This is a genomic window from Paramagnetospirillum marisnigri (assembly GCF_001650715.1).
GTDB lineage: Bacteria > Pseudomonadota > Alphaproteobacteria > Rhodospirillales > Magnetospirillaceae > Phaeospirillum > Phaeospirillum marisnigri.
In genome coordinates, this window is record NZ_LWQT01000062.1 from 1 (window position 1) to 23,225 (window position 23,225).

Below are 23,225 nucleotides of genomic sequence, written 5' to 3' on the forward strand. Positions count from 1 at the left end.
ATCCACCCAGACGATGCCCTCACTGTGACAGGCTCCTTGCGGATGCTGCGGAGCCTAAAGTGCCAAAGTAGTGCTAGGGCGTAAACTCATAAATGGCGCGACCACGCTATTTATGAGGTTACGCCCTAGGCGCTTGCCGCCCGGGCGGCCAGAGTGTATCAATTCTGGATGCCGATGATCTCAGATACCGACGCGCTTGCCGCCTTCTGCCAGCGCCTGAAATCCGCCCGTTACATCACCGTCGACACCGAATTCATGCGGGAGAAGACCTACTGGCCGATCCTGTGCCTGGTGCAGCTGGGTGGACCTGACGAGGCCCGCGCCATCGACCCCCTGGCACCGGGCATCGACCTCGCGCCGCTGTTCGAGCTGATGGCTGACACCAATGTGCTGAAGGTGTTCCACGCCGCCCGCCAGGACATCGAAATCTTCCTGCATCTGTCTGGCGCCATACCGACGCCGCTGTTCGATACCCAGGTGGCCGCCATGGTCTGCGGCTTCGGCGACGCGGTGGGCTATGAGACCCTGGCCTCGCAACTGGCCAAGGCCCGCATCGACAAGACCATGCGTTTCACCGACTGGGCCATGCGGCCGCTGTCGGAAAAGCAGATTCAGTACGCCCTGGCCGACGTCACCCATCTGCGGGTGGCCTATGACAAGCTGGTGCGCAAGCTGGAAAAGAACGGCCGCCTGGAGTGGCTGAGCGAGGAAATGGCGTTGCTGACCGAGCCCGGCACCTATCGGGTCGATCCCGAGCATGCCTGGAAGCGGCTGAAGCCCCGCTCCAATTCCCCCCGCTTCCTGGCCGTGCTGAAGGAACTGGCCGCCTGGCGCGAGCGCGAGGCCCAGGACCGCGACCTGCCGCGCCAGCGGGTGCTGCGCGACGAGACCCTGACCGAGATCGCCGCCCACCATCCGGTGGACACCAACGAGTTGGGCCGCACCCGGGGCATCGGCAAGGGATTGGTGGAAGGCAAGATGGGCCTGGCCATCCTGGACGCCGTCAAGCGCGGCATGGAGATTCCCGAGTCCGAATGCCCCAAGCCGCCCGAGCGGGTGGATGTGCCCAAGGGCCTGGGGCCGGTGGTTGACCTGCTCAAGGTCCTTCTGAAGATGAAATGCGACGAACACGGCGTCGCCAGTAAGCTGGTGGCCAATTCCGCCGATATCGACGCCATCGCCGCCGACGACAACGCCACTGTGGCCGCCCTGCATGGCTGGCGGCGCGAGTTGTTCGGCGAGGACGCGCTGCGCCTGAAGCACGGCCGCCTGGGGCTTGGCTTTTGCACCGATGGGCGCCGCCTGCGCCTGATCCCGACCGAGCCGGTGGACCCCGTCCCGGCCGCCATCGCCGCCGACTGAGCGTGTCGGCGGCTCCCGGCTTTTCCGACGCCCGGCGGGCCGCCCGCCAGGCCGCCGCGACTGCTTTGGCCGAAGGCGGCAAGCCCGCCGCCGCCGCCCGTGCCGCCATCGCCGCCACCGATTCCTTCTTCCAGACCCTGCGCCAGTTCATGCCGCTGGACGCCATGCTGGCCCGGCTGGCCTGCGCGGCCGGGTGCTCGTGGTGCTGCCGCCAGATGGTCGGCGTCACCGAGGCCGAACTGGCCTTGCTGGGCGAGGCTGTCGCCGCCCTGCCGCCCGAGCGCCGCGACGCCATCCGACGCCGCGCCGTCGACACAATTCGCCGGGCGCGCGGGTTGGACATGGCGGGCTGGTGGGCGGCGCAAATTCCCTGCCCGCTGCTGGACGAGGACGGACTGTGCGCGGTTCACCAGAACCGCCCGCTGCCCTGCCGAGGCTACAATTCCGCCGATGCCGATATCTGCCGCCGCTCGGCGGCGGGGGAAAGCCTGAAGGCGCCGGTTCTCGCGGCCCAGCACGGCGTCTGGGGCCAGACCCAGGGCGGCCTGGCCGAGGCCTTGGCGGCGGCGGGCCACGCCCCCGGCCTGCGGCTGCTGGCCGAGGGCGTGGAAAGGTTGTTTACTTCCCCAGCAGGCCCTTGAGGGCACCACCGGTATCGCCGGGAACCACCGCTTTCAGCTTGTCGGTCGCGCCACCCAGCATGTTGCCCAGGCTGGAGGCCGACTTGATGGCGCCGTTGACCAGGGCGTCCATCACCTTCTGGGCCACCTGGGCCGAACTGGCGCCGCCACCGTCCTTGCCGATGCCGGTTAGCACGATGTCGCCCAGCTTGGCGGTGGTTTCGGCGCCGGGAATGCCGCCCGCCGCCAGCTTGACCTGACCGCCGGAGATGGCAAGGCGGTCGATGACCACCTTCTTCTCCTCATCCTTGGCGCCGGGCTTGGCCGGTTCGGGCTTGGCACCGCCCTGCTTGGCGGTAAAGGCCTTCACGTTCTTCTGCAACTGGTCGAGATTGCTGCCGCCCGAGGACAGTTCATAGGCGACGGCGGGGGCCCCCACCAGCACATCCTTGACCACGATGGGATTCTTGGACAGCGAACCGGTATCCAGGGTCACGCTGATCTCGCCCAGTTTGAAGGCAGGATCACTGGAGAATCCCGGCGGATTGGCCACGGTCAAGCCGGAGATGGAGGCCTTGCCCTCGGTGAGGGATATCTTGACCCCGCCGACCGAGACCTTCACCCCCGCCACCTGGGTGCCCACGTCCTCGATGATCTTCTTGACGATGGTATCCAGCGACGAGAACAGATAGACGGCGCCGCCGACGATCACCGACAGGATCACGGCACCGATAATGAGCAGCTTCTTCATGGAACCCCTCGCACCCCAGATTGGCAGGACCGATAGTGTCCGCCAGCCTGGGGCGCTTGTCGAGAACCGAAGAGTTACATCCGCATGCCGCCGCGCAGCTTGAACCGCTGGATCTTGCCGGTGGCGGTCTTGGGCAGGGCCTCGACGAATTCGATCCAGCGCGGATACTTGTAGGGCGCCAGCTTGGACTTCACATAGGCCTGGAGCTGCTCGGCCAGCACCTCGGAGCCGGTCTCGCCCGGCGCCAGGACCACGAAGGCCTTGGGCTTGATCAGTCCCTCGGCATCGGCCTCGCCGACCACGGCGGCTTCCAACACCTTCTCGTGGCTGATCAGGGCGGCCTCGACCTCGAAGGGAGAGACCCAGATGCCGCCGACCTTCAGCATGTCGTCGCCGCGACCGGCGTAGCGGTAATAGCCTTCCTCGTCCACAAAGTACTTGTCGCCGGTAAAGGTCCATTCGCCCCGGAAGGTCTTCAGCGACTTCTCGCGCTGGTTCCAGTAGGCCACCGCCGATGAGGGGCCGCGCACGATCAACTCGCCCATCTCGCCCTGGGGCACCTCGTGGCCATCGTCGCCGACGATCTTGAGGTCATAGCCCGGCACCGGCTTGCCCGAGGTGCCGTAGCGGACCTCGCCATGGCGGTTGGACAGGAAGATGTGCAGCATCTCGGTGGAGCCCAGCCCGTCCAGGATGGCGGCGCCGAAACGCTCCTCCCAGCGCTTGCCCACATCCTCGGGCAGGGCCTCGCCCGCCGAGACGCAGGCGCGCAGCCGGGTCGAGCCGGTCTCGCGCTTGTGCTGGGGATCGGCCAGGATGGTGCCGTAGAGGGTGGGAACGCCGTAGAAGATGGTGGGCTGGTGATCCTTCAGCACCTTCATCACCGAGTCCGGAGTGGGGCGGTCCTTCAGCAGCACGGTGGTGGCGCCCACATGCAGCGAGAAGGTCATGCCGTTGCCCAGGCCATAGGCGAAGAACAGCTTGGCGGCCGAGAAGGTGACATCATCCTCGCGGATGCCCAGCACCTGCTCGCCGTAATGCACCGCCGTGGCGGGCAGGTCGCGCTGCAGATGGACGGCGCCCTTGGGCGCGCCGGTGGAGCCCGAGGAATACAGCCAGAAGGCCACGTCGTCGCGGGTGGTCTCGGCGGTGGCCAGCTTGGCGTCGGACTTGGCCAGCAGGTCGGACAACAGGGCATGGCCGTGGGCGGTCTTGCCCGAAATCACCACATGCTCCAGCAGCGGCAGGTCGGGCAGGATGGGTTCGACCTTATCGAACAGTTCCTCGCTGATCACCAGGACCCGGGCGCGTGAATCCGACAGCATGTAGCCGTAATCGCCGGTGGTCAGCAGGGTGTTGAGCGGAATGGGCACGATGCCCGCCTTGATGGCGCCCCAGAACACCGCCGGAAAGTCGACGGTGTCGAGCATGATCATGGCGATGCGGTCCTCCATGTGGAGGCCCAGGCCCTTCAGCATGTTGCCCGCCCGGTTCACCTTCTCGGCCAATTGGCCGAAGCTGTGACTGCCGTCGGCATCGATGAAGGCGACCTTGTCGGCGCGTCCCTGCTTGAGGTGGCGGTCGATGAACCAGGTCGCGGCGTTGTAGTCGCGCGGCAGATCGAGCGCGTGCTCGGCCGAGGCGATGGCGGACGTCATGACGTTTTCTCCTTCCTGTCGTGCTTGCGAGACTGCCTTGTCGCTCACAATCCGATATGTCGTTCGAGTATGCTCGAATCGCTTTTCAATGGTTCCGGCCCGCCGTCATAGACCACTTCCCCCTTGACCAGGATGACGTGGCGGTCGGCGAGGTCCAGCAGCACGCCCACATTCTTGTCGACGATGATGCTGGCGATTCCGGTGTCCTTGATGGCGCGGATGGTGCGCCAGATTTCGCGGCGGATCAGGGGCGCCAGGCCCTCGGTGGCCTCGTCCAGGATCAGCAGCTTCGGGTTGGTCATCAGGGCGCGGCCGATGGACAGCATCTGCTGTTCGCCCCCCGACAGATGGGTGCCCAGATTGTCGAGGCGCTCGGCCAGCCGGGGAAAGGTCTCCAGCACCCGATCATAGGTCCAGTCGCGGCGACCATCGATGCCGGGCCGCGCCGCCATCACCAGATGCTCGCGCACGCTGAGATTATGGAACATGCCCCGGCCTTCCGGCACATAGGCCAGCCCACGGCGGATGATGGCCGAGGTCTCCAGTCCGGTGACGTCGCGCCCCGCCACCGCGACCTTGCCCTGGCGGGGGCTGACCACGCCCAGCATGCTTTTCAGCAGGGTCGACTTGCCCATGCCGTTGCGGCCCATCAGGGCGACGGTCTCGCCCTCGGCGACATGGAAATCGACGCCGTGCAGCACATGGCTGGCGCCGTAGAAGGTGTGGATGCCGGTGGCCAGCAGCATCAGTACGCCTCCGCCCCGTCGCCCAGATAGGCGTCCTGCACCGCCTTGCTGGCGCGGACCTGCTCCAGGGGGCCGCTTTCCAGCAGCGTGCCATTGACCATCACCGAGAGCACTTCGGCGATGGCGAACACCGCGTCCATGTCATGTTCCACCAGGATCAGGGTATAGCGCCGGGCCAGATCCCTCAGCAGCGCCACCATCTTCTCGGATTCCTCCTTGCCCATGCCCGCCAGCGGCTCGTCCAGCACCAGGATTTCCGGCGCGGTGGCCAGCACCATGGCGATCTCCAACTGGCGCTGCTCGCCATAGGACATGGTCCCCGCCACCCGCTCGGCCCTGGCCGCCAGCCCGGCCGCCTCCAATGCCTCATTGGCCTTCCGGTTGGTCTCGGCGTAGGACAAAGCGGGCCGCAGGAAGCGCATGGAGGTCGGCAAGCGCGACTGGGCCGCCAGCCGGGCGTTCTCGAAACAGGTGAAGCTGGGGAAGATATTGGTCTTCTGGTAGCTGCGCCCGATGCCGAGGCGCGTCACCTTGTGGGCGGGCAGGCCGGCGATATTGGCGCCCTTGAACAGAATCTGGCCGCCCGACGGCGGCAGATGGCCGGTCAGCAGGTTGACGAAGGTGCTCTTGCCCGCCCCGTTGGGGCCGATCACCGCATGGGCCTGGCGCTCCTTGAAGCCGATGGAGACCGAGCTGTTGGCGACAAGGCCGCCGAACACCTTGGTCAGGTCGCGGGTTTCCAGGATGAAGTCGGAGGTGGTCATGGGGGCGCCTCCTTTACTTCCCCTCTCCCGCTGGCGGGAGAGGGAGGGACCCGCCGCGCAGCGGTGGGAGGGTGAGGGCCCTCACCCGTCTCGCTCCGCTCGCCACCCTCTCCCGCCTGCGGGGGAGGGAGAGTCGTCCACTGGATCAGCAGCCCCGCCACCCCCTTGGGCAACAGCAGCACGATGGCGATCACCATCACGCCCATGGGCAGCAGCCAGTGATCGGTCACGCTCTCGAAGGCGAAATGCGCCAGTTCCAGGATGAAGGCGCCCAGCACCGGGCCGAAAAGGGTGCCCATGCCGCCCAGGATCACCATCACCAGCACATGGCCCGACTGGTGCCAGCCCAGCATGGCGGGATTGACGAAGCCGTACTGGGTGGCGGCGAGAAAACCACCCAGACCGGCGATGGTTCCGGCGATGGTGAAGGCCACCAGCTTGTAGGCCATGGGATTGAAACCCAATCCCTGCACCCGGTACTCGTTGACGCCGATGGCGCGCACCACCCGGCCGAAGGGCGAGGCCAACAGTAGCCGCAACAACGCGTAGACCGCCACCAGGGTGCCCAGCGCCACGTAAAAAAAGGTCAGCTTCTGGTCGAGGTCCAGCAGGGTGACGCCAAAGGCCTCGACCGCGGGCTTGACATAGATGAAGGCGCCGTCCGAGCCGCCCGCCGCCTTGGAGTCATTGAAGAAGTAATAGCCCATCTGGCCGAAGGCCAGGGTAACCATGATGAAATAGATGCCGCTGGTGCGGATGGACAGGAACCCGACCACCAACGAGGCGAGCGCGGTGACGCCCAGGGCGCAGGGCAGCACCAGCCACAGATTGGCGGCCTCGTATTGCGGGCTCATCATGGCCAGGACATAGCCACCCAATCCGAAGAAGGCGGCATGGCCCAGGCTGACCAGACCGGCGACCCCCACCAGCAGGTCCAGGCTCATGGCCAGGATGGCCAGGATCATGATGCCGGTCAGCTTCTGCATCAGGAAGGGGAACTTGGCGGCAAAGGCCAGCTTGCCCCAGAGCGGGAACAAGGCGAGGGCAGCCAGCAGTACCAGCAGCAGGATGGCGAGGCGCCTCGACATGGTGAAGGTCATGTATGTTGTCCCTCAAGCGCCGGGCGGGCGACATCCGTCGCCCTTGGCTTTCGCGCCACGAGGCGCGGCGCGCGGTCGCGCTTGCCTCCTCGCTTGATCGCTCGTCGGTTCATGCGAACAGCCCCCTCGGCTTCCACAGCAGCACCGCCGCCATCACCCCATAGACGGTGAAACTGGCGTAATCAGGCACGAAAACCTTGCCGAAGGTGTCGGCCAGCCCGATCAGCATGGCGCCGAGGAAGGCCCCCTTGACCGAGCCGACACCGCCGATCACCACCACCACGAAGCACAGGATCAAGACGGTGTCGCCCATGCCCGGCGCCACCGAGGTGATGGGGGTCGACAGCGCCCCCGCCAGCCCCGCCAGGGCGGCGCCCACGGCGAAGACAACGCCGAACAGAAGCTTCACATTGATGCCCAGCGCCGCCACCATGTCGCGGTTGGAGGCGCCCGCGCGTACCCACATGCCGAAGCGGGTCCTGGCGATCACCACATACATGGCCACCGCCAGGGCGGCGCACACCGCCGACAGGAACAGTCGGTAGCTGGGATAGGACTGGGCTTCGGTCAGCTTGATGGACCAGTTGAACGCGGCGGGCATGGTGACGCCGTGGACATCGTTGCCCCAGAAGATGCGCTGGGCCTCGTTGAAGATCAGGATCAGGCCATAGGTCAGCAGGACCTGATCCAGGTGGTCGCGCTTGTAGAGCACCCGGACCAGCAGCGCCTCGATGACATAGCCGATCCCGGCGGCGAGCGGCAGCGACAGCAGCACCGCCGCCGCCAGGCTGCCGGTCAGCCCGGCCAGCCACCAGGCCAGATAGGCCCCCAGCATGTAGAAGGCGCCATGGGCTAGGTTGATGATGCCCATGATGCCGAAGATCAGGGTCAGACCGCTGGCCACCAGGAACAGCAACAGCCCGTACTGAACCCCGTTCAGCACCTGGATCAGGAAAAACCAGATATCCATGCCATCTCCCATGCGGGCGAGGCGCCCGCGCTCCGAACCGGCGCACCGATCCGAAGCACGAGCACCGCTTGCCGCATCTAGGCCATCTTGCAGCCAGTGGCAGGATCGGCTAGGCCCTTCTCGGCCACGCCCAGCACGATTTCCTGGCCGCCCTTGACCTGGCGCAGATAGATGTCCTGGACCGGATTATGGGCCTTGGACAGGGTGAAGGTGCCGCGCGGGCTCTTGATCACCGACTTTTCCATGGCCTCGATCAGGGCGGGCTTGGCGGAGGTGTCGCCCTTGACGGCCGCCATGCCCTGGACCAGCAACTGGGCCGAGTCATAGCCCTGGACGGCGTAGACATCGGCTTCCTTGCCGAAGGCCTTGGCATAGGCGGCTCGGAAAGACTTATTCTCCGGGGTATCCAGCGCGTCGGCGTAATGCAGCGTGGTCAGCACCCCCTCGGCCGCCTCGCCCTGGGCCTTCAGCACGCCATCGGTCAGGAAGCCCGGCCCCATCAGCGGGATCGACTTCAGCCCGGCGGCGGCGTAGTCCTTGACGAATTTCAAGGCGCCCGCGCCCGCGAAGAAGGTGAAGACACCATCGGGCTTCAGGGCCGCGATCTCGGTCAGGTTGGCCTGGAACTCGTCCGACGGGAACGGCACCAGGATCTGCTTGACCACCTTGCCGCCCGCCTTGGTGAAGCCCGCCTCGAATCCTGACAGGGCCTCTTCGCCCGCCGCGTATTTCCAGGAAATGGTCACGACGTTCTTCAGGCCGCGTTCCACCGCGACCTTGCCCATGGGATAGGCGGTCTGCCAGTTGGTGAAGGAGGTGCGGAAGATGTTGGGCGCGCACAAGGGTCCGGTGGCGGCACCGGCGCCGGCATTGGCGATCACCGCGATGGTGCCGGTCTCGCGCACCACCTTGACCATGCCCAGCGCCACGCCGGAATGGACGGGGCCGACCACGAAGTCGACATTCTCGCCACTCACCAGCTTGCTGGTGTTTTCCGGCCCCTTGGCCGGATTGGACTCGTCGTCCACCGCGACGAACTGGATGTCGCGGCCGCCAAGCTTGCCGCCCCGTTCCTCGATGGCCAATTTGAAGCCGTTGGTGATGGCCTCGCCCAGCCCAGCATAGGTCCCGGTATAGGGAAGCAGGAATCCCACCTTCACCTTGGCGGTATTGCCGATGGCAAAGCGGGTGGGAACGAAGGCCGAGGCTCCGGCGGCCACCAGGCCGGCCTGAAGAATGCTGCGGCGAGGCAAACCCTTGGCAAAATCCATGTTGTTCCTCCCAGACTTGGGCCTTTGGCCCACTGTTGTCTCCCGTGGCCGGCGGCCTTGGCCGCTCGGCAACCATTTGCCGCTCCCTGGCACGGAGCGATCATTATTGAGGCAGGGCCGAGGCGATGCCTTAATTCGGTACTGTAATGCGCATTAATGCGATTTGCAACCGCGCTGGCGGCCGTATCGAATGCCGCCATCCCTGACCGTCCGGCGCCAGTCTAGCCCGGCCACCCGATACCGACAACGCTTCAACGAAGAGGGGTGCCGGTGCCGTCGAGGAACTTTTGGCCCATCGAATCAGTGCCCCTTGAAATCGACACAATCCTAGGGGATAAGAGACAGATCGCGCCAACATTCCATCCCGCGCAATTGGAGATTCCTGATGCTCACCACCAAGAAGCTGGGCCTGGTCCTCGGAGCCGCCCTTCTCGCCGCTACCCCCTTCGCCGCCTCCGCCCAGGAAGCCCCGGCCGCCTTCAACCAGTGCAAGGCCTGTCACGTGATCGGCAAGAACGGCGTGGGTCCGAATCTGGCCGGTGTGTTCGGCCGCAAGTCCGGCACCGTCGACGGCTTCAAGTACTCTGACGCCATGAAGGCCGGCCCGACCTGGGACGAAGCCGCTCTGACCAAGTACCTGACCGACCCCAAGGGCACCCTTCCCGGCAACAAGATGGTCTTCGCGGGCATCAAGAAGCCCGAGGATCTGGCCGCGGTGGTCGCCTATCTGAAGGTGGTGAAGTAAGTCTTCATCCGCCAGTCGGCGAATGACGCCGCCGCCCCCAGGGCGGCGGCGTTTTCTTTGCTCAGACCGCGTCGCGAAGGGGATCGATGGCCCTATGCGACGTGATTTCCAGCCCCGGATCGTCCAAGGGATCGCCGGTGGAATGGCTGCGTTGCCAATGTTCCACCGTCCGGTCGCGCTCGTCCGCCAGTTGCGCGATCTCGGCAGCGTAGAAGGCCACCAGCGCCTCCAGCCACGATGCCACCAGCCGCGCCCGCCCCGATGCCTGAAGCCGGAAGCGGGGAATCAGCATCTTGAGCGCGGCGGCGTCGTACCAAGCCTCGCCCGTCACCCAGCGATTGGTGGTGAACAACTCGGCCGCATGGCCATCGGACCCGAATCCGATCGCCACCAGATGGCAAGGCGGATTGGGATCCAGGCTGGCCACCACCGGCTTGAGACCCGGCGGCATGCCCCTGGCCCGCTGGAACAGATGGATATGACCGCATTCGCCGTCACGATGAATGTGATAGTAGAATTGGGCGTGATTGACGAAATCGTAGACATCGCCAGAGGGATAGTGGCGATGGGGCATCGGCCGCGCCACGCCTTCCAGCAGCAGCGATACCGGGTTGGCGCCCTCGGCATCCATGGCCCGGAGCAGGGAGATCATCCTGGCCCCGGCCTCTGGGTTCAATTGCCACCCTCACCGTGAATCTTCTGGGCGCCCTCATGCATGCGGATGGGAATGCCGTCCCTGGACGCCTCGCCCTTGCTTAAGCCCTTCAGGGCCGGATGCAGTCGGGTGAAGGCACCAAAATTGTTCCACACCGCCTTGACCACGTCGCCCACATCCTCGGCGGGAAGGGCGCGTGTCACCAGCAGGGTCTTCAATCCGATGGCGGCCGTATCCTCCTTCTGCCCCTCATAGGTGCCACCGGGCACCGAGAACCGGGCCACCGCGGGATTCTTGCGGAAGAACTGCTCCATGGACTTGGACCGGATCGACACCAGGGTGGCGCCACACTCCTCCACCGCTGTCTGAACGTCAGCCATGGGATGAATGCCGGTGAACACCGCCGCGTCGATATTGCCCTGGCACAGCTCCTGAGCCTGCTCCGCCAGATCCAGTTCCACCAGCACCGACAGATCGCCCTGGGACAGGCCCGAGGCGTCGATCACCGCCTCGGCCATGGCCCGCTGGAACGAGCCGGGTCGCCCCAGATTGACGCGCTTGCCCTTGAGGTCGCCCAGATGCTCGATCCCCGATCCGGGCCGGGTCACCACCACCGCCACCTCGCCATGCAGCGCCATCAGGGCGCGCAGATCGGGCATGGGGCCAGCCTCGCGAAAGCTCTCCTCGCCCGCCACCGCCAATTGCGCGGCGCGGGACTGCACCAGGGCCAGGTCGGCCTCGCCCGAGCGCAGCAGATCGAGATTGGCGGCCGAGCCCGAGGTGGGAATCACGGCGCAGCCCAGGCCGCGCGGCTTTTCCTTGTTGATGACGCGACAGACGGCCCCGGCCACCGGGAAATAATAGCCGGTCACCTCGCCCCCCGCGATCAGCAGGGTGCGACGCTCGGCGGCTCCGGCTTGTCCGGCCCCAGCCAGTCCGGCCACGGCCAGGATGATCGCGGCCACCAAGGCGGCATTTCGTCCCACATCTGTCTCCTCGCGGATGGCTCCAAGCGCCAGGATCATAGCCAGCCCCCCCGACCTCCGAAAGGGGGAGCCTTCGATTCTTTCGAAATTCCATCAATTTACGACGATTTTGAAACATTCTGGTTGCCATCGGGTTTTCGAATTGACACAATCGCTTCAACCAATAACCGGAGGGGAGAGACCGGTGCGGAAAGTTAGCCTCCTGCTCGTGGCGGCAGCCGTCTTGGTGATGCCGTTCAAAGCCGAAGCCGCCTTGCAGTGCGTGACCTACGCTCGGGAAGTTACCGGCCTCAATCTGAAGGGCGATGCCTGGAAGTGGTGGGAAGCCGCCAGCGGCCTCTATAAGCGTGGCAACGCCCCCAAGGAAGGCGCCGTCCTGGTATTCAAGCGCCAGGGCAGCATGGTTCACGGCCATGTCGCCGTGGTGCGCCAGACCACCAGCCCCCGCGTCCTGCTGGTCGATCATGCCAATTGGGCCCCGCGCCGCAGCGCGGACCGCGGCAAGGTCGCCGAGTCGGTGCCGGTGATGGATGTCTCGCCCAACAATGACTGGACCCAGGTCCGCGTCTGGTACGAGCCGAGCCAGCAATACGGCGACCGCGTCTACAAGACCGTCGGCTTCGTCTACAATCCCGGCAAGATGGCTCCGGTGGAACACGCCTCGTTCCGCACCAGCGAGCCCGTTGCCAAGGCTGCCGAGGCGCCCGTCACCCCCAAGGCCGAACCGGTGGCGCTCAGCACCCCGGCCCCCGTCGCCCCATCGGCTCCGGTCGAAGCCAAGGCCCCGGTTGCGGCAGTGGTTGCCCCTGCCCCCACCCCGGCCCCTGTTGCTCCGGCAGTGCCCGTGGCCGCTCCGACTCCGGCCAAGGACGTCGTCCCCGGCAAGTTCGATGCCCGCTCCTGGGCCGAACAGGCCTGACGCATTTACTCTGAAATCAGCAGGTCCGATGCCCCCCCCGATTGGGGGGCATCGGGTCTTTGCCCCATCCCCTGGGGCCAAAGAGGAAGCGTAGTTTTCCCCCCCTGCCCCGGTGTAGGAAAAGTGTGGGTAACTTACCAACTTCGTTTGCTTAATTCGGTCCAAGCAGTAAGAATACCGCCCTATGGGGGGCACGGGGTCCAAGGACCCTGGGGTTAAGGATCACTATCCATGGCCGTTCAGCAAAGCCGACAAATCGCCATTGTCATAGCCGAGAAAAACCCTCTGTTGCAGAGCAGCTTGGTCAAGCTGTTCGCGGGGGATGACCGGTTTCATGTGGCTGCGGTGGCCAATGACGGCGAACGCTTTCTCGACACGGTCGATCGCACCCCGTTCGATGTGGGCGTGATCGGCTGGGAAATGCCCAACCTGGACGGCCGGGGGGTGCTGCAGGCGCTGCGGGGACGCAACGACGCGCCCCGACTGATCGTCTATACCGGCAGCCCCAATCCGGATGTCCCGCGCCAGGCCATGACCCTGGGTGCCGCCGGATTCTGCTCCAAGCGCGAGCCGCCGGAACAGTTGCTCGATACCATCATCGCGGTGGCGGCGGGGCGTATGGTCTTCCCCTTCATCGACGTCTCCAGCCTGGCCAGTGATCCCTTGGCCGGGCTGACCCCGCGCGAGCGGGAATTGCTGGCCGCCCTGGCCGGGGGACTGACCAACCAGCAAATGGCGGGGCAGTTGGACATTTCCCTGAATACGGTGAAATTCCACCTGAAGAACCTCTACGACAAGCTGGGTGTGGGGAACCGCGCCCAGGCGGTCGCCTTCTATCTCAAGGGTCATGAATCCAGGTAACCCCTAATTCGGAAGGGGAATAGCGCACCAGATGCCCATGGCGCATACTGGGTCGATGGGCGTGGCCGTATCCCGCCACCATGCGGCCGCGCGCCCCTGAGGAGGATGAAGAGCATGACCAATAAGGTTGCCTTATTCCTCGCCCATGCTGTGGCGATGGAACAGGAAGCGGCGGACCGCTACGAAGAACTGGCCGATACCATGGACGTCCACAACAACGGCGACGTTGCCGAGTTGTTTCGTCAGATGGCCAAGTATTCCCGCCTGCACGGTGCCTCGGTGGCGCAACGCGCCTCGGGCTACGACCTGCCCAAGCTGAAATCCTGGCAGTTCCGCTGGAACACGCCCGAGCCGCCGGAAGTGGGCGATTTCGTCGGCGGCCACTACCTGATGACGCCCTATCACGCCTTGGAATTCGCCCTGGAGAATGAAAGGCGCGGCCATCAGTTCTATGCCGGGGAAGCCGCCCGCAACGAGGACGCCACCGTGCGCGCCATGGCGGCGGAGATGGCGGCGGAAGAGGTCGAGCACGTCTCGGAGCTGGAAGCCTGGATCGCCCGCACGCCGGTCCCCGATGCCGACTGGGCTGACGACCCCGATGAGGCGGTGGTGCCCGACTGATCCCGACAGGCTTCGGGCGACGCCGGGTTGACCGGCGTCAATCCGGAGTCCGGCGCTCCACTTTACTCTTCCCTCTTGCCGAGCAATGGAAGAGAAAAGCCGTGTCCGCCATGCCGCCCCTGGACGCCGAAGGCTATCTGGCCGATCCCGACGACTGGAACGAGAACGTCGCCATCCAATTGGCCTCCCGCGAGAAGATCGCGCTGGAGGCCGAGCACTGGACCGTGCTGTTCTTCATGCGCCAGTGGCTGTCCGAACGCCGCGTCGCCCCCGATGTCCGCCATGTGATCAAGCATCTGGCCGAAGCCCATGGCACCGGGCGGAACCGGGTGTTCGAGCTGTTCCCCTACGGCTATGTCCAACAGGCCTGCAAGATCGCGGGCATGCGCCGCCCCCGGGCCTGGAGCACCGGCTGAACGCCATCGCGCGTCAGTGACCGATGATCTTGCCGAGGAAACGCCGGGTGCGCTCGTTGGCGGGGGATTGGAAGAACTGGGCGGGCGGCGCCACCTCCACGATCCGCCCCTCGTCCATGAACACCATGGTATCGGCCACGGCGCGGGCGAAGCCCATTTCATGGGTGACGCAGATCATGGTCATGCCCTCGGCCGCCAGGCCGCTCATCACGTCCAGAACCTCGCCCACCATTTCCGGGTCCAGCGCCGAGGTGGGCTCGTCGAACAGCATCACCGCCGGTTTCAGGCAGAGCGCCCGGGCGATGGCCACCCGCTGTTGCTGACCACCCGACAACTGGCCGGGAAACTTGCCCGCCTGTTCGGGAATCCGGACCCGCTCCAGCAGGGCCATGGCGGTGGACTCGGCCTCCCTGGGCGCCACGCCCGCCACCTTGACCGGCGCCAGGGTCAGGTTCTCCAGCACGGTCAGATGGGGAAACAGGTTGAAGCTTTGGAACACCATGCCGACCCGGCGGCGGACCGCCTCGACCGCCTTGACGTCGTCGCCCAGTTCGATGCCGTCCACGGCGATACGGCCCGACTGGTGTTCCTCTAGCCGGTTGATGCAGCGGATCATGGTGGACTTGCCCGAGCCCGAGGGGCCGCACACCACCACCTTCTCGCCCTTGGCCACCTCCAGGCAGACATCCTTCAGGACGTGGAACTCGCCGTACCACTTGTTGACGTCCTTGATCTCGATGATGGGAGTCGACATGGCTAACGGGTTCCCTTGGCCACTTCGCGTTCCAGCCACTGGCTGTAGCGCGACATGAAGAAGCAGAAGCAGAAATACACCAGGGCGGCGGCCAGATAGCCCTCGACGAAGAACGGCCGCCAGGCCGGGTCGTTCAGCGCGGCCTTGGTGGCGGCCAGCAGGTCGTAAAGTCCGACGATGGTCACCAGCGAGGTGTCCTTGAAGCAGGTGATGAACTGGCCGACGATGGGCGGAATCACCAGCCGCAGCGCCTGGGGCAGGATGATCAGCCGCATGGTCTGCCAATAGGAGAGGCCAAGGGCGTCGGCGGCCTCGAACTGGCCCTTGGGGATGGCCTGCAATCCGCCGCGCACCGCCTCGGCCAGATAGGCGGCGGTGAACAGGGTCATGCCCACCAGGGCGCGCAGCGCCTTCTCGATGGTGACGCCCTCGGGCAGGAACAGCGGAAACATGACGCTGGCCATGAACAGCAGGCTGACCAACGGCAGGCCACGCACCAGCTCGATATAGCCCACCGAGACCGCCTTGATCACCGGCAGTTCCGAGCGCCGCCCCAGGGCCAGCAGGATGGAGAAGGGAAAGGCCACCACGATGGCCAACACCGCGATCACCAGGGTGAGCGGCAGCCCCCCCCACTGCGCCGTTTCCACCGGGACCAGCCCGGCGACGCCCCCCCACATCAGCAGTGATGCGACCACGATCAGCGCGCCCCAGGCCAAGGCCAGCCAGGGGCGCCAGCAGCGACGGTGCGAACTGGCCGCCAGCAGCGCCACGAACAGCGCCATGGCCAGCAGCGGCCGCCAGTGCTGGTCATAGGGATAGAGGCCGAACAGCATCAGCCGATGGCGCTCGGCCAGCAGGGTCCAGCAGGCGCCGCCCGCCTGGCGGCAGGACTCGGGCGAGCCGCCACCCCAACTGGCGCTGAACAGCGCCCAATCCAGGAAGGGCGGCACGGTCTGCCACAGCAGGGCGAGAGCCAGCACGGTCAGCACGGTATTGACCGGTGAACCGAACAGATTGGCCTTGATCCACCGGCCGGGACGGTTCACGCCCACCTCCCCTGCCCTGAATCTGTCATCCCGAGCGGAAGCGAGGGATCTCCGCCCGGTAGGCCGGTGCCGATTCTGAAATGTCCAACCAGGAAGAGGCCCCTCCTCCCGAAGGCCGTCGGGATGACCGGAAAGAGTAGGACCGGGGGAGGTAAAGACCTCATTTGCTCACCAGGGCGACGCGCTTGTTGTACCAGTTCATCAGCGCCGACAGCCCCAGGCTGATGCACAGGAACACCCCCATGACCAGGGCGACGCTTTCCACCGCCTGGCCGGTCTGGTTGATGGCGGTGTTGGACACCGCCACCAGATCGGGATAGCCGATGGCGATGGCCAACGGCGAGTTCTTGGTAACATTGAGATACTGGCTGGTCAGCGGCGGCACGATGACGCGGAGCGCCTGGGGCAGCACCACCAGACGCAGGGTCTGGCCCTTGGACAGGCCCAGGGCACGGGCCGCCTCCACCTGTCCCTTGGGCACCGACAAGATGCCGGCGCGGACGATCTCGGCGATGAAGGCGGCGGTATAGACCGTCAACCCGGCCAGCAGGGCGGCGAATTCCGGCGACAGAGTCAGGCCGCCGGTGAAATTGAATCCGGCCAGCCGGGGCAGGTCCAGGACCGGCCAGCCGCCACCGCTCCAGTCCAGGCCCGGAATCACCAGGCCGCGATTGCTGAGGAAGACGCCCGGCAGCGGATTGAGGGCTTGGCGGGCGCCGGGCAGCGTGGTCACCAGCCCGTACCAGACGAACAGTTGCAGCAACAGCGGCACATTGCGCACCGCCTCCACATACACACCACACAGCCGGGCCATCAGCCAATTGCCCGACAGCCGCATCACCCCCACCGCCGTCCCGATCAGGGTGGCGAAGACGATCCCCAGGGCCGAGATCAGCAGGGTGTTGAGCAGCCCCACCAGCAGGGCGCGGGCATAGGTGTCGGCGGGGGTATAGGGGATCAGGCTTTCCGAGATGTCGAACCCGGCCTCACGCCCCAGGAAGCCGAAGCCGGTGGCGATGCCGCGCAACTCCAGATTGGTCAGGGTATTGCGCACCAGCCAGCCACCGACGGCGATCACGCCGCCGATGACCAGCGCCTGATAGACCAGGCCGCGAAAGCGGCGGCTGCCCCACAAACCCGCCAGCCCGCCCATGACCGCGCGCCGGTCAGCGCGGCGGCATGGCGTACATCAACCCGCCATTGGTGTACAAGGCGTTGAGGCCACGCGACAATTTCAGGTTGGAGTCCTTGCCCACATTGCGCTCGAAGCTTTCGCCGTAATTACCCACCTGGGCGATGATGTTGTAGGCCCATTTCTCATCCACCCCCATGGCCTTGCCGTTCCCGGCGGTGACGCCCAGCAGGCGCTGCAGGTCGGGATCAGGGGACTTGGCCGCCTCGGCCACCGACTTGGAGGTCACGCCCTTTTCCTCGGCATAGACCATGGCGAACTGGGACCAGCGCACCAGATCGGCCCATTGGGGATCGCCCTGGCGCACGGCGGGGGCCAGCGGCTCCTTGGAGATCAGTTCGGGCAGGATCACCCAGTCCTCGGGATTGGAGGCCTGCCCCGCCCGGATGCCGGCCAGTTGCGAGGCGTCCGAGGACAAGGCGTCGCAGCGGCCGGAGAAGAAGGCGCTGTTCAGCTCCTCGTTCTTCTCGATCACCACCGGCTTGAAGCTCATCTTGTTGGCGCGGAAGAAGTCGGACAGGTTCTGCTCGGTGGTGGTGCCGGGCAGCACGCAGACGGTGGCGCCGTTCAGCTCCTTGACCGATTTCAGGCCCAGCTTCTTCGAGACCATGAAGCCCTGGCCGTCGAAATAGCTGGGCGTGGTGAAGTCCAGCCCGTTGGCGGTGTCGCGGGTCAGCGTCCAGGTGGTGTTGCGGGCCAGCAGGTCGATCTCGCCCGATTGCAGGGCGGGCAGGCGCTGCTGCGCCGACAGCGGCGTGTATTTGACCTTGCTGGCATCGCCGAACACGGCGGCAGCCACGGCGCGGCAGACATCCACGTCAAGCCCGGCCCAGTTGCCCTTGGCGTCGGGGGCGGAAAAGCCGTAGAGGCCGAGATTGACGCCGCACTGAAGGAAGCCCTTGGCCTTGACCGCGTCCAACGTCGCTCCGGCATGGGCGGGCTGGGCCAGGACGGAACCAGCCACCAGGGCGGCGGCGGCCATAGCAGGAATCAGTTTCATCCCAACTCTCCCCATAGGTGACATGACATGACCTGCCGATCAGCATGGCACCAACGCGGGACGGGAGCAATCGGGGACGGGGCCTGGCCCCTATGGATCAGTGGCGGAACAGGTGGCTGCGGCCCACCAGCAGGCGGCCGATATGGCGGCCCACCACCTTCATCAGGGCGAAGGTGGGGCGAACGAATTCCACCGCCACCCAGTCGTCCTTGGAGGCGCGCACCACGGCGATGCCCCGGGCCAGCGGATTGGGGTCCTCATAGGCGGAGCGAAGCTCGAACGAAAAACGATGCCCCGCCGCCAGATTGAAGGGTGGGCGACGGAACTTCAGGCCACCGACGGAAATATCCACCACCTCCACCAGATTGTCCTCGAACAGCATGAACAGGCCTTCGCCTTCATGCCGATCGTCGACGCGTCGATCATTGCTGCTGCTGCTGCTTTTGCGAGCTACCACGGGACAATCCTTCGTCGATCCGATCCAAGACGCAGTCTATGCGCAACGAAGGCCAATTCCAAGAGCCACCGACCGCGCCCTCTCTTCAGTCGTACGGGTCAGGCGCGGATCAAGCTGTCGAGGGGCCGAAGACCGGCGCTGCCGGGAAAGACCACGCCATCCAGCGCCCGCGCCGTCAGGCCGAAATGATCGCGCAGCAGACCCTTGAACACGGCCCGGCCATCCAGGGTGGGACGCAGATCGCGCCCCTGATGGCGCTGTTCCTTGGCCAGTCCCGGCCAGTCGGCGATCACCCGCCCCCCGGCCACCGCTCCTCCCGCCAGGATCATGGCGCCGCCGGTGCCGTGGTCGCTGCCGCCGGTGCCATTTTCGGCCACGGTGCGGCCGAATTCCGAGACGCAGACCACCACGGTGCGGCGCCAGACCGGCCCCAGGGAAGCCGCCAGGGCGGTGATGCCCTCAGCCAATTGGGCCAGGGGCTGAACCATGCGCCCCATCTGTCCGCTATGGGTATCCCAGCCCCCCAGTTCCATCACCACCATCCGGGGGCCCTCGGCCGCCGCCATCAGCCTGCCCGCCGCTGTCGCCAGGGCGGGAAAGGCGTGGGACCGCTTGGCGGGCTTGCCATCCATGACCATTGGGTCCTCGGCCAGCGCCTCGGCGGCGAAGGCTTCCATCTGGACACCATCCTCGAAGGCGGGGGCCAGCAAGGGATCTCCGGCATAGAGCGCCACCAGCGCCCGCACCCGCTCGGGCGGCAGGCCGGGCAGCGGCGACTGATCCCACGATGCCGCCCGCGCCGAACCGCGCAGCAATAACGGCAGCGACGAACGCACCGCCATGGCGCCGACCCCGCCCAGTTCCACGACGGCACGGTTCAGCCAGCCATCGGACAGGGCATGGGGCTTGGCGCCCCCGGATTCCAGCACATCCTGGCCATCGAAATGGGAGCGTTCGCGATAGGGCGAGGCCACCGCATGCACAATTGCCAGTTCGCGCGACTGCCACAGGGGCAGCAATGGCGCCAGGGCAGGATGAAGATGAAAGGGTCCTGCCAAAGCGGGGGCGCCACTGTCGGGGCCAAGGGCCAGCCCGCCCCGCGCCGGGACATAATCGGGATCGCCCAGGGGCGGTATCGCGTGCAGCCCGTCCATGCCGCCGCGCAGCACGATCACCACCAGTCGGGCGGATGGTTCCGCCGCCGCCCAGGCCGATGGCGCCGCCCAGGCCAGTGAGACACTGCCGAGAAAGGCGCGGCGACTGAGGTCGACCATGGTCATCTCCTTTGGAACTCGCGACTGGCCAGCACCAGGAACAGGGCCTCGGCCCCCTTGGTTCCCGCCACGGCCTGTCGGGTGGCGGCCCCGCCGACGATGGCCTCGTCCAGCACGCCGCCACCCAGGCCGCGTCCCCAGCGATCGGCCTGTGTCTTGGCCCATTCCAGGCGACGCATCAGGGCGTCGGGACCGATCCAGGCCTCGCCCCTGTCCGGCCATCCCGCCGGAGAAGGCGCCGACCACGGCGATTGCCCCAGCAGCGCCAGGGTCTGCACCAGACGCCGGTCACTCTCCTCGGGCTTCAGCCGATCCGGCCCCAGCAAGCGGGCGGTGGCAATGACCAGATCATCGGGGCTGCGGATCTTCGCCTGCGGCATGGCCCAGGCCGCGTCATGGCTCACCAGCGCGCGCGTCATCACCAGAAGATCGCCGTCGCTGTCGCGGTAGGCCTTGGCCAGGGCATCCACCAGGGCGACGGGAGGGTCGTCGGCGGAAAAATGGCGGGCCAGCTTGGCGGCGATGAATCGGGCGGTGGCGGGATGGCGCGACAGCATCAGCAGGGCCTGCTCGGCCTCCTCCTCGCCGCCATCCAGAAGCAATCCCAGCACCTGCTTGGGGCCGGGCTCGTGCTGGCGGGGAACGTAGCGGAAGCTGCCCAGGGCGGGATCGATGGTCCAGCCGGTCAGAACCCGGGCCAGCGCCTCCACATCCGCCTGGGTATAGCCGCCGTCAACCCCCAGGCTGTGCAGTTCCAGCAGTTCCCGGGCCAGATTCTCGTTCAGCCCCTTGCCCCGCTTCTGTCCCGCCGGTGAATTGGGGCCGATGGATTGGGCATTGTCGAGATAGGCCAGCATGGCGGGATGGCGCACCACCGCCCGCAGCATGTCACGGAAACGGCCCAGGACATGGGGGCGGATGGCTTCGCGCTCGAAGGCGCCCGCTATGGGGGCCACCTGCGCCCGGGCGGCGGAAACGGTGAAATGGTTGCTCCAGAACCGCACCAGCCGCTCGATCAGCGGCGTCGGACTGGTCAGGGCGGCACGAGTCCGTGCCCCGGCCTCGCTGACATAGAGCTGGCGAAGCTCGCCCTTGCCATTCCCCTCGGCGCGCTCGCGCTTCAGTTCGGCCATTCGCCGCAGGATGCGGGCATGGTCGGGCAGGTCGATCAACTCGGCCGGGCTTGCTGGCCGGGCCAGTTGCTCCAGCACCCAACCGCGCGGGTCGGGCGCTATGGCGCTGGCCTCGCCGGGGGCGGCGCCCATGCCGAAACGGGCGAGGGCGAAATGGGCGGTGTCTCGTGTCATGCCCTTTGTCCTAAACCGCAATTGCGGCGTCAGTATGACAAGGACAGGACGGATAATGGCCAAAAAAGGAAAGCCCCCGCAAACCGTTAGGTTCCGGGGGCTTGAAGTGGTGCCCAGGAGCGGAATCGAACCACCGACACTGCGACTATCAGGAAAGTGCCAGGCGCGTGAAATCAATGCAGCCTAGTTGTGGAGTCGCAAGACGTTGTCCCCGGTCTGACCGTCAAAATCGTGCTTCCGGAGGTGTTCACCTCGGACTTTTGACGTTCATTTTCAGGTCGCCGCCGAATATGCCGAATACTCAATAAAGTGTATAGCGAGATTCTGACCCTATACGATGACGCGATCTCCATCGTATAAATTGCAGATAATGTAAACCATATAAATTAGTTGCATATTTTACTCATGAAATTGGGAGAGCCATTAAATTCTATATTTCGATAGGTTGCGACCAACCTCTCTCCCCTCCATATTGGATACGGCGCCAATCTGAAATCCAGTAAGTATTTTTTGGTGATGAGAAGAAATATCATGCGGATATTACTCGCGGACGATCAAAGGTTGCTGCGCGATGCTGTCCGCCCATTCCTCTCAAAGCTGAGTCCCAAGACCCATCTTATCGAGGCCAGCACGTTTGAAGAGGCCATGTCAGCGGCCGCGGAGTCGGGCGAAGTCAGTTTGGCTTTGCTTGGCCAATCGTTGCCGGGAATGGATGGTGTCAGCGGCATCCGGGTGTTTCGGCGAGAGTTTCCCCTGGCCAAGGTCGTGGTGGTCTCGGCCTCCCCTGATATCGGAATGATGCTGGAGGCGATGGACGCCGGGACAAGCGGCGTCATCTCCAAGACCATCTCCGGCAGGGGCATGCTGAATGCCCTTCGCCTGATTATGTCGGGCGAGACTTACCTGCCCGCTGAACTGGTTCTGGCCGCGACAAGGTTTGCAGGTGGCAAAGTCTCCGAGGCCGAGACATCGCCTCAGGCCCCTATCGAAAGCACCAGCTTCTCTCCAGCTGAGGCCGAAGTGATTCCACTACTGTTGGACGGATTGTCCAACAAAGCCATCGCTCAACACTGCGGAGCCGGAGAAGCGGCCGTCAAGGCCCGCTTGCGCGGCATCTACAAGAAGCTCGGCGCCGTCAATCGCCCGCAGGCCGTCTGGGCACTATTGGCGCACGGAAAGATACGGTCGATCTGACTATCCTCCGATAGGTATCGGATCATACGATAGGGTGGCCTACATATATCTTTAGGCTGTACCCTTGCCAACGCAAACCACTTCAACGAAGGGTATCCCACCATGGCTCTCGTCAAGAAGAATCAGATCAGCGGGCAGGTCGCGGCCAGAGGCTTCGATGACGAGGATACAGGCGCCGGAGGCGGCAGCAAACTGCTGGCCGAAGCCCAGAAGCGCAAGGCGCGGACCTTCGCCCGTCAGCAGAAAGCGGCCGAGCGCATCGCAGCCGCCACCTCGCAATTGGCCAGTGGCATTGCTGAATCGGCTTCCGCCGCCGAGGAACTGCGCAAGGCGTCCGAGCAGATCGCCCAAGGCGCCGAGGAGGCCGCGGGAGCCGCCCAGGAATCCCAGAAGGCTGTCGATCATGGCGCCGGCCTGATCCGCAAGGCGCAGGAAAATGCCGATCTCTCCGCCACCAAGACCGAAGCGCTGCAAGTTGACCTTCCCCCTTAAATCCGGTCCACGCGGAGAGTGAGTTCCCGTAACCTGAAGGAAACAGGGGAACTCAGATGAA

The 23,225-nt window shown here is 65.5% G+C and carries 25 protein-coding genes; 9 read left to right on the forward strand and 16 right to left on the reverse strand.

Annotated features, from left to right (window positions below; translation table 11 throughout):
• Nucleotides 1–168 precede the first annotated feature (168 nt).
• A complete protein-coding gene (rnd, locus tag A6A04_RS12145; RefSeq protein ID WP_068493290.1) occupies nucleotides 169–1,362 on the forward strand; it encodes a ribonuclease D in 1,194 nt (397 codons plus the stop codon).
• A 2-nt stretch (nucleotides 1,363–1,364) separates the two neighbouring features.
• The gene (locus A6A04_RS12150) at nucleotides 1,365–2,003 is read left to right on the forward strand and encodes a YkgJ family cysteine cluster protein (RefSeq protein WP_068493249.1); all 639 of its coding nucleotides are present in this window, start codon (nucleotides 1,365–1,367) and stop codon (nucleotides 2,001–2,003) included.
• Here A6A04_RS12150 and A6A04_RS12155 read toward each other — a convergent pair.
• The 7 genes from A6A04_RS12155 to A6A04_RS12185 all read right to left on the reverse strand — a co-directional run bounded on the left by A6A04_RS12155 (nucleotide 1,981) and on the right by A6A04_RS12185 (nucleotide 9,242).
• On the reverse strand, nucleotides 1,981–2,733 hold the full coding sequence (locus tag A6A04_RS12155; RefSeq protein WP_068493251.1) for a DUF748 domain-containing protein: 753 nt from the start codon (nucleotides 2,731–2,733) through the stop codon (nucleotides 1,981–1,983). The two genes, A6A04_RS12150 and A6A04_RS12155, sit on opposite strands and share 23 nt — an antisense overlap.
• A gap of 74 nt (nucleotides 2,734–2,807) precedes the next feature.
• A complete protein-coding gene (locus tag A6A04_RS12160) occupies nucleotides 2,808–4,391 on the reverse strand; it encodes a benzoate-CoA ligase family protein (RefSeq protein ID WP_068493253.1) in 1,584 nt (527 codons plus the stop codon).
• Nucleotides 4,392–4,435: 44 nt separating this feature from the next.
• Nucleotides 4,436–5,137 carry an ABC transporter ATP-binding protein gene (locus tag A6A04_RS12165; RefSeq protein WP_068493255.1) on the reverse strand — a complete coding sequence of 234 codons (702 nt, stop codon included), beginning with the start codon at nucleotides 5,135–5,137 and terminating at the stop codon, nucleotides 4,436–4,438.
• The gene (locus tag A6A04_RS12170; RefSeq protein ID WP_068493257.1) at nucleotides 5,137–5,901 is read right to left on the reverse strand and encodes an ABC transporter ATP-binding protein; all 765 of its coding nucleotides are present in this window, start codon (nucleotides 5,899–5,901) and stop codon (nucleotides 5,137–5,139) included. The genes A6A04_RS12165 and A6A04_RS12170 overlap by 1 nt, the downstream gene beginning before the upstream one ends.
• Entirely contained in the window at nucleotides 5,898–7,001 is a 1,104-nt protein-coding gene (locus A6A04_RS12175; RefSeq protein ID WP_082914882.1) for a branched-chain amino acid ABC transporter permease, read from the reverse strand. Before A6A04_RS12175 ends, A6A04_RS12170 begins: the two co-directional genes overlap by 4 nt.
• Nucleotides 7,002–7,110: 109 nt before the next feature.
• Nucleotides 7,111–7,971, reverse strand: coding sequence for a branched-chain amino acid ABC transporter permease (locus A6A04_RS12180; protein WP_068493259.1), 861 nt, complete (start codon nucleotides 7,969–7,971; stop codon nucleotides 7,111–7,113).
• A gap of 77 nt (nucleotides 7,972–8,048) precedes the next feature.
• Complete coding sequence (locus A6A04_RS12185; RefSeq protein ID WP_068493261.1) at nucleotides 8,049–9,242, reverse strand: ABC transporter substrate-binding protein; 1,194 nt, start codon at nucleotides 9,240–9,242, stop codon at nucleotides 8,049–8,051.
• 385 nt (nucleotides 9,243–9,627) lie between these two features.
• Here A6A04_RS12185 and A6A04_RS12190 point away from each other — a divergent pair, with 385 nt between their 5' ends.
• Nucleotides 9,628–9,987: a c-type cytochrome gene (locus A6A04_RS12190; RefSeq protein WP_068493263.1), complete on the forward strand. Its 360-nt coding sequence runs from the start codon at nucleotides 9,628–9,630 to the stop codon at nucleotides 9,985–9,987.
• Nucleotides 9,988–10,048: 61 nt separating this feature from the next.
• On the opposite strand, the gene A6A04_RS12195 is transcribed toward A6A04_RS12190, so the two are convergent.
• Both A6A04_RS12195 and A6A04_RS12200 read right to left on the reverse strand, forming a co-directional pair.
• The gene (locus A6A04_RS12195) at nucleotides 10,049–10,663 is read right to left on the reverse strand and encodes a DUF6969 family protein (RefSeq protein ID WP_407670264.1); all 615 of its coding nucleotides are present in this window, start codon (nucleotides 10,661–10,663) and stop codon (nucleotides 10,049–10,051) included.
• Nucleotides 10,660–11,667 carry a TAXI family TRAP transporter solute-binding subunit gene (locus A6A04_RS12200; RefSeq protein ID WP_068493268.1) on the reverse strand — a complete coding sequence of 336 codons (1,008 nt, stop codon included), beginning with the start codon at nucleotides 11,665–11,667 and terminating at the stop codon, nucleotides 10,660–10,662. The genes A6A04_RS12195 and A6A04_RS12200 overlap by 4 nt, the downstream gene beginning before the upstream one ends.
• A gap of 190 nt (nucleotides 11,668–11,857) precedes the next feature.
• On the opposite strand from A6A04_RS12200, the gene A6A04_RS12205 reads away from it, so the two are divergent.
• From A6A04_RS12205 to A6A04_RS12220, 4 genes are all read left to right on the forward strand, one after another.
• A complete protein-coding gene (locus tag A6A04_RS12205; protein ID WP_068493292.1) occupies nucleotides 11,858–12,547 on the forward strand; it encodes a CHAP domain-containing protein in 690 nt (229 codons plus the stop codon).
• A 231-nt stretch (nucleotides 12,548–12,778) separates the two neighbouring features.
• Nucleotides 12,779–13,408 (forward strand): response regulator transcription factor, encoded by a 630-nt coding sequence (locus A6A04_RS12210; protein ID WP_068493270.1) that lies wholly within the window; start codon nucleotides 12,779–12,781, stop codon nucleotides 13,406–13,408.
• A gap of 114 nt (nucleotides 13,409–13,522) precedes the next feature.
• Nucleotides 13,523–14,029 carry a ferritin-like domain-containing protein gene (locus tag A6A04_RS12215; protein ID WP_068493272.1) on the forward strand — a complete coding sequence of 169 codons (507 nt, stop codon included), beginning with the start codon at nucleotides 13,523–13,525 and terminating at the stop codon, nucleotides 14,027–14,029.
• Nucleotides 14,030–14,139: 110 nt separating this feature from the next.
• A complete protein-coding gene (locus A6A04_RS12220) occupies nucleotides 14,140–14,445 on the forward strand; it encodes a TusE/DsrC/DsvC family sulfur relay protein (RefSeq protein ID WP_068493294.1) in 306 nt (101 codons plus the stop codon).
• A 13-nt stretch (nucleotides 14,446–14,458) separates the two neighbouring features.
• Here A6A04_RS12220 and A6A04_RS12225 read toward each other — a convergent pair whose 3' ends face one another.
• From A6A04_RS12225 to A6A04_RS12255, 7 genes are all read right to left on the reverse strand, one after another.
• The gene (locus tag A6A04_RS12225; RefSeq protein ID WP_068493275.1) at nucleotides 14,459–15,199 is read right to left on the reverse strand and encodes an amino acid ABC transporter ATP-binding protein; all 741 of its coding nucleotides are present in this window, start codon (nucleotides 15,197–15,199) and stop codon (nucleotides 14,459–14,461) included.
• A 2-nt stretch (nucleotides 15,200–15,201) separates the two neighbouring features.
• The gene (locus tag A6A04_RS12230) at nucleotides 15,202–16,248 is read right to left on the reverse strand and encodes an amino acid ABC transporter permease (protein WP_245651188.1); all 1,047 of its coding nucleotides are present in this window, start codon (nucleotides 16,246–16,248) and stop codon (nucleotides 15,202–15,204) included.
• Between the two features lie 160 nt (nucleotides 16,249–16,408).
• Nucleotides 16,409–17,401, reverse strand: a complete 993-nt coding sequence (locus tag A6A04_RS12235) for an amino acid ABC transporter permease (protein ID WP_068493279.1) — start codon at nucleotides 17,399–17,401, stop codon at nucleotides 16,409–16,411.
• A 13-nt stretch (nucleotides 17,402–17,414) separates the two neighbouring features.
• Nucleotides 17,415–18,440, reverse strand: a complete 1,026-nt coding sequence (locus A6A04_RS12240; RefSeq protein ID WP_068493280.1) for an amino acid ABC transporter substrate-binding protein — start codon at nucleotides 18,438–18,440, stop codon at nucleotides 17,415–17,417.
• Nucleotides 18,441–18,537: 97 nt separating this feature from the next.
• Nucleotides 18,538–18,897, reverse strand: coding sequence for a PilZ domain-containing protein (locus A6A04_RS12245; RefSeq protein ID WP_245651189.1), 360 nt, complete (start codon nucleotides 18,895–18,897; stop codon nucleotides 18,538–18,540).
• A gap of 98 nt (nucleotides 18,898–18,995) precedes the next feature.
• Nucleotides 18,996–20,171, reverse strand: a complete 1,176-nt coding sequence (locus tag A6A04_RS12250; protein ID WP_172822766.1) for a DUF1501 domain-containing protein — start codon at nucleotides 20,169–20,171, stop codon at nucleotides 18,996–18,998.
• Nucleotides 20,172–20,173: 2 nt separating this feature from the next.
• A complete protein-coding gene (locus A6A04_RS12255) occupies nucleotides 20,174–21,478 on the reverse strand; it encodes a DUF1800 domain-containing protein (protein ID WP_068493285.1) in 1,305 nt (434 codons plus the stop codon).
• Between the two features lie 531 nt (nucleotides 21,479–22,009).
• Between A6A04_RS12255 and A6A04_RS12260 the strand changes: the two genes are divergently transcribed.
• Nucleotides 22,010–22,672: a response regulator transcription factor gene (locus tag A6A04_RS12260; RefSeq protein ID WP_068493287.1), complete on the forward strand. Its 663-nt coding sequence runs from the start codon at nucleotides 22,010–22,012 to the stop codon at nucleotides 22,670–22,672.
• Nucleotides 22,673–22,774: 102 nt separating this feature from the next.
• Nucleotides 22,775–23,164 carry a hypothetical protein gene (locus A6A04_RS12265; RefSeq protein ID WP_068493289.1) on the forward strand — a complete coding sequence of 130 codons (390 nt, stop codon included), beginning with the start codon at nucleotides 22,775–22,777 and terminating at the stop codon, nucleotides 23,162–23,164.
• The last annotated feature ends 61 nt before the right edge of the window (nucleotides 23,165–23,225 follow it).

What these genes read in the sequence shown, in the direction of transcription:
- rnd (WP_068493290.1), top strand. Translation starts at nt 169, where the DNA reads ATGCCGATGATCTCAGATACCGACGCGCTTGCCGCCTTCTGCCAGCGC.
- A6A04_RS12155 (WP_068493251.1), bottom strand. Translation starts at nt 2,733, where the DNA reads ATGAAGAAGCTGCTCATTATCGGTGCCGTGATCCTGTCGGTGATCGTC.
- A6A04_RS12160 (WP_068493253.1), bottom strand. Translation starts at nt 4,391, where the DNA reads ATGACGTCCGCCATCGCCTCGGCCGAGCACGCGCTCGATCTGCCGCGC.
- A6A04_RS12165 (WP_068493255.1), bottom strand. Translation starts at nt 5,137, where the DNA reads ATGCTGCTGGCCACCGGCATCCACACCTTCTACGGCGCCAGCCATGTG.
- A6A04_RS12170 (WP_068493257.1), bottom strand. Translation starts at nt 5,901, where the DNA reads ATGACCACCTCCGACTTCATCCTGGAAACCCGCGACCTGACCAAGGTG.
- A6A04_RS12175 (WP_082914882.1), bottom strand. Translation starts at nt 7,001, where the DNA reads ATGACCTTCACCATGTCGAGGCGCCTCGCCATCCTGCTGCTGGTACTG.
- A6A04_RS12180 (WP_068493259.1), bottom strand. Translation starts at nt 7,971, where the DNA reads ATGGATATCTGGTTTTTCCTGATCCAGGTGCTGAACGGGGTTCAGTAC.
- A6A04_RS12185 (WP_068493261.1), bottom strand. Translation starts at nt 9,242, where the DNA reads ATGGATTTTGCCAAGGGTTTGCCTCGCCGCAGCATTCTTCAGGCCGGC.
- A6A04_RS12190 (WP_068493263.1), top strand. Translation starts at nt 9,628, where the DNA reads ATGCTCACCACCAAGAAGCTGGGCCTGGTCCTCGGAGCCGCCCTTCTC.
- A6A04_RS12200 (WP_068493268.1), bottom strand. Translation starts at nt 11,667, where the DNA reads ATGATCCTGGCGCTTGGAGCCATCCGCGAGGAGACAGATGTGGGACGA.
- A6A04_RS12205 (WP_068493292.1), top strand. Translation starts at nt 11,858, where the DNA reads ATGCCGTTCAAAGCCGAAGCCGCCTTGCAGTGCGTGACCTACGCTCGG.
- A6A04_RS12210 (WP_068493270.1), top strand. Translation starts at nt 12,779, where the DNA reads ATGGCCGTTCAGCAAAGCCGACAAATCGCCATTGTCATAGCCGAGAAA.
- A6A04_RS12215 (WP_068493272.1), top strand. Translation starts at nt 13,523, where the DNA reads ATGACCAATAAGGTTGCCTTATTCCTCGCCCATGCTGTGGCGATGGAA.
- A6A04_RS12220 (WP_068493294.1), top strand. Translation starts at nt 14,140, where the DNA reads ATGCCGCCCCTGGACGCCGAAGGCTATCTGGCCGATCCCGACGACTGG.
- A6A04_RS12225 (WP_068493275.1), bottom strand. Translation starts at nt 15,199, where the DNA reads ATGTCGACTCCCATCATCGAGATCAAGGACGTCAACAAGTGGTACGGC.
- A6A04_RS12235 (WP_068493279.1), bottom strand. Translation starts at nt 17,401, where the DNA reads ATGGGCGGGCTGGCGGGTTTGTGGGGCAGCCGCCGCTTTCGCGGCCTG.
- A6A04_RS12240 (WP_068493280.1), bottom strand. Translation starts at nt 18,440, where the DNA reads ATGAAACTGATTCCTGCTATGGCCGCCGCCGCCCTGGTGGCTGGTTCC.
- A6A04_RS12250 (WP_172822766.1), bottom strand. Translation starts at nt 20,171, where the DNA reads ATGGTCGACCTCAGTCGCCGCGCCTTTCTCGGCAGTGTCTCACTGGCC.
- A6A04_RS12255 (WP_068493285.1), bottom strand. Translation starts at nt 21,478, where the DNA reads ATGACACGAGACACCGCCCATTTCGCCCTCGCCCGTTTCGGCATGGGC.
- A6A04_RS12260 (WP_068493287.1), top strand. Translation starts at nt 22,010, where the DNA reads ATGCGGATATTACTCGCGGACGATCAAAGGTTGCTGCGCGATGCTGTC.
- A6A04_RS12265 (WP_068493289.1), top strand. Translation starts at nt 22,775, where the DNA reads ATGGCTCTCGTCAAGAAGAATCAGATCAGCGGGCAGGTCGCGGCCAGA.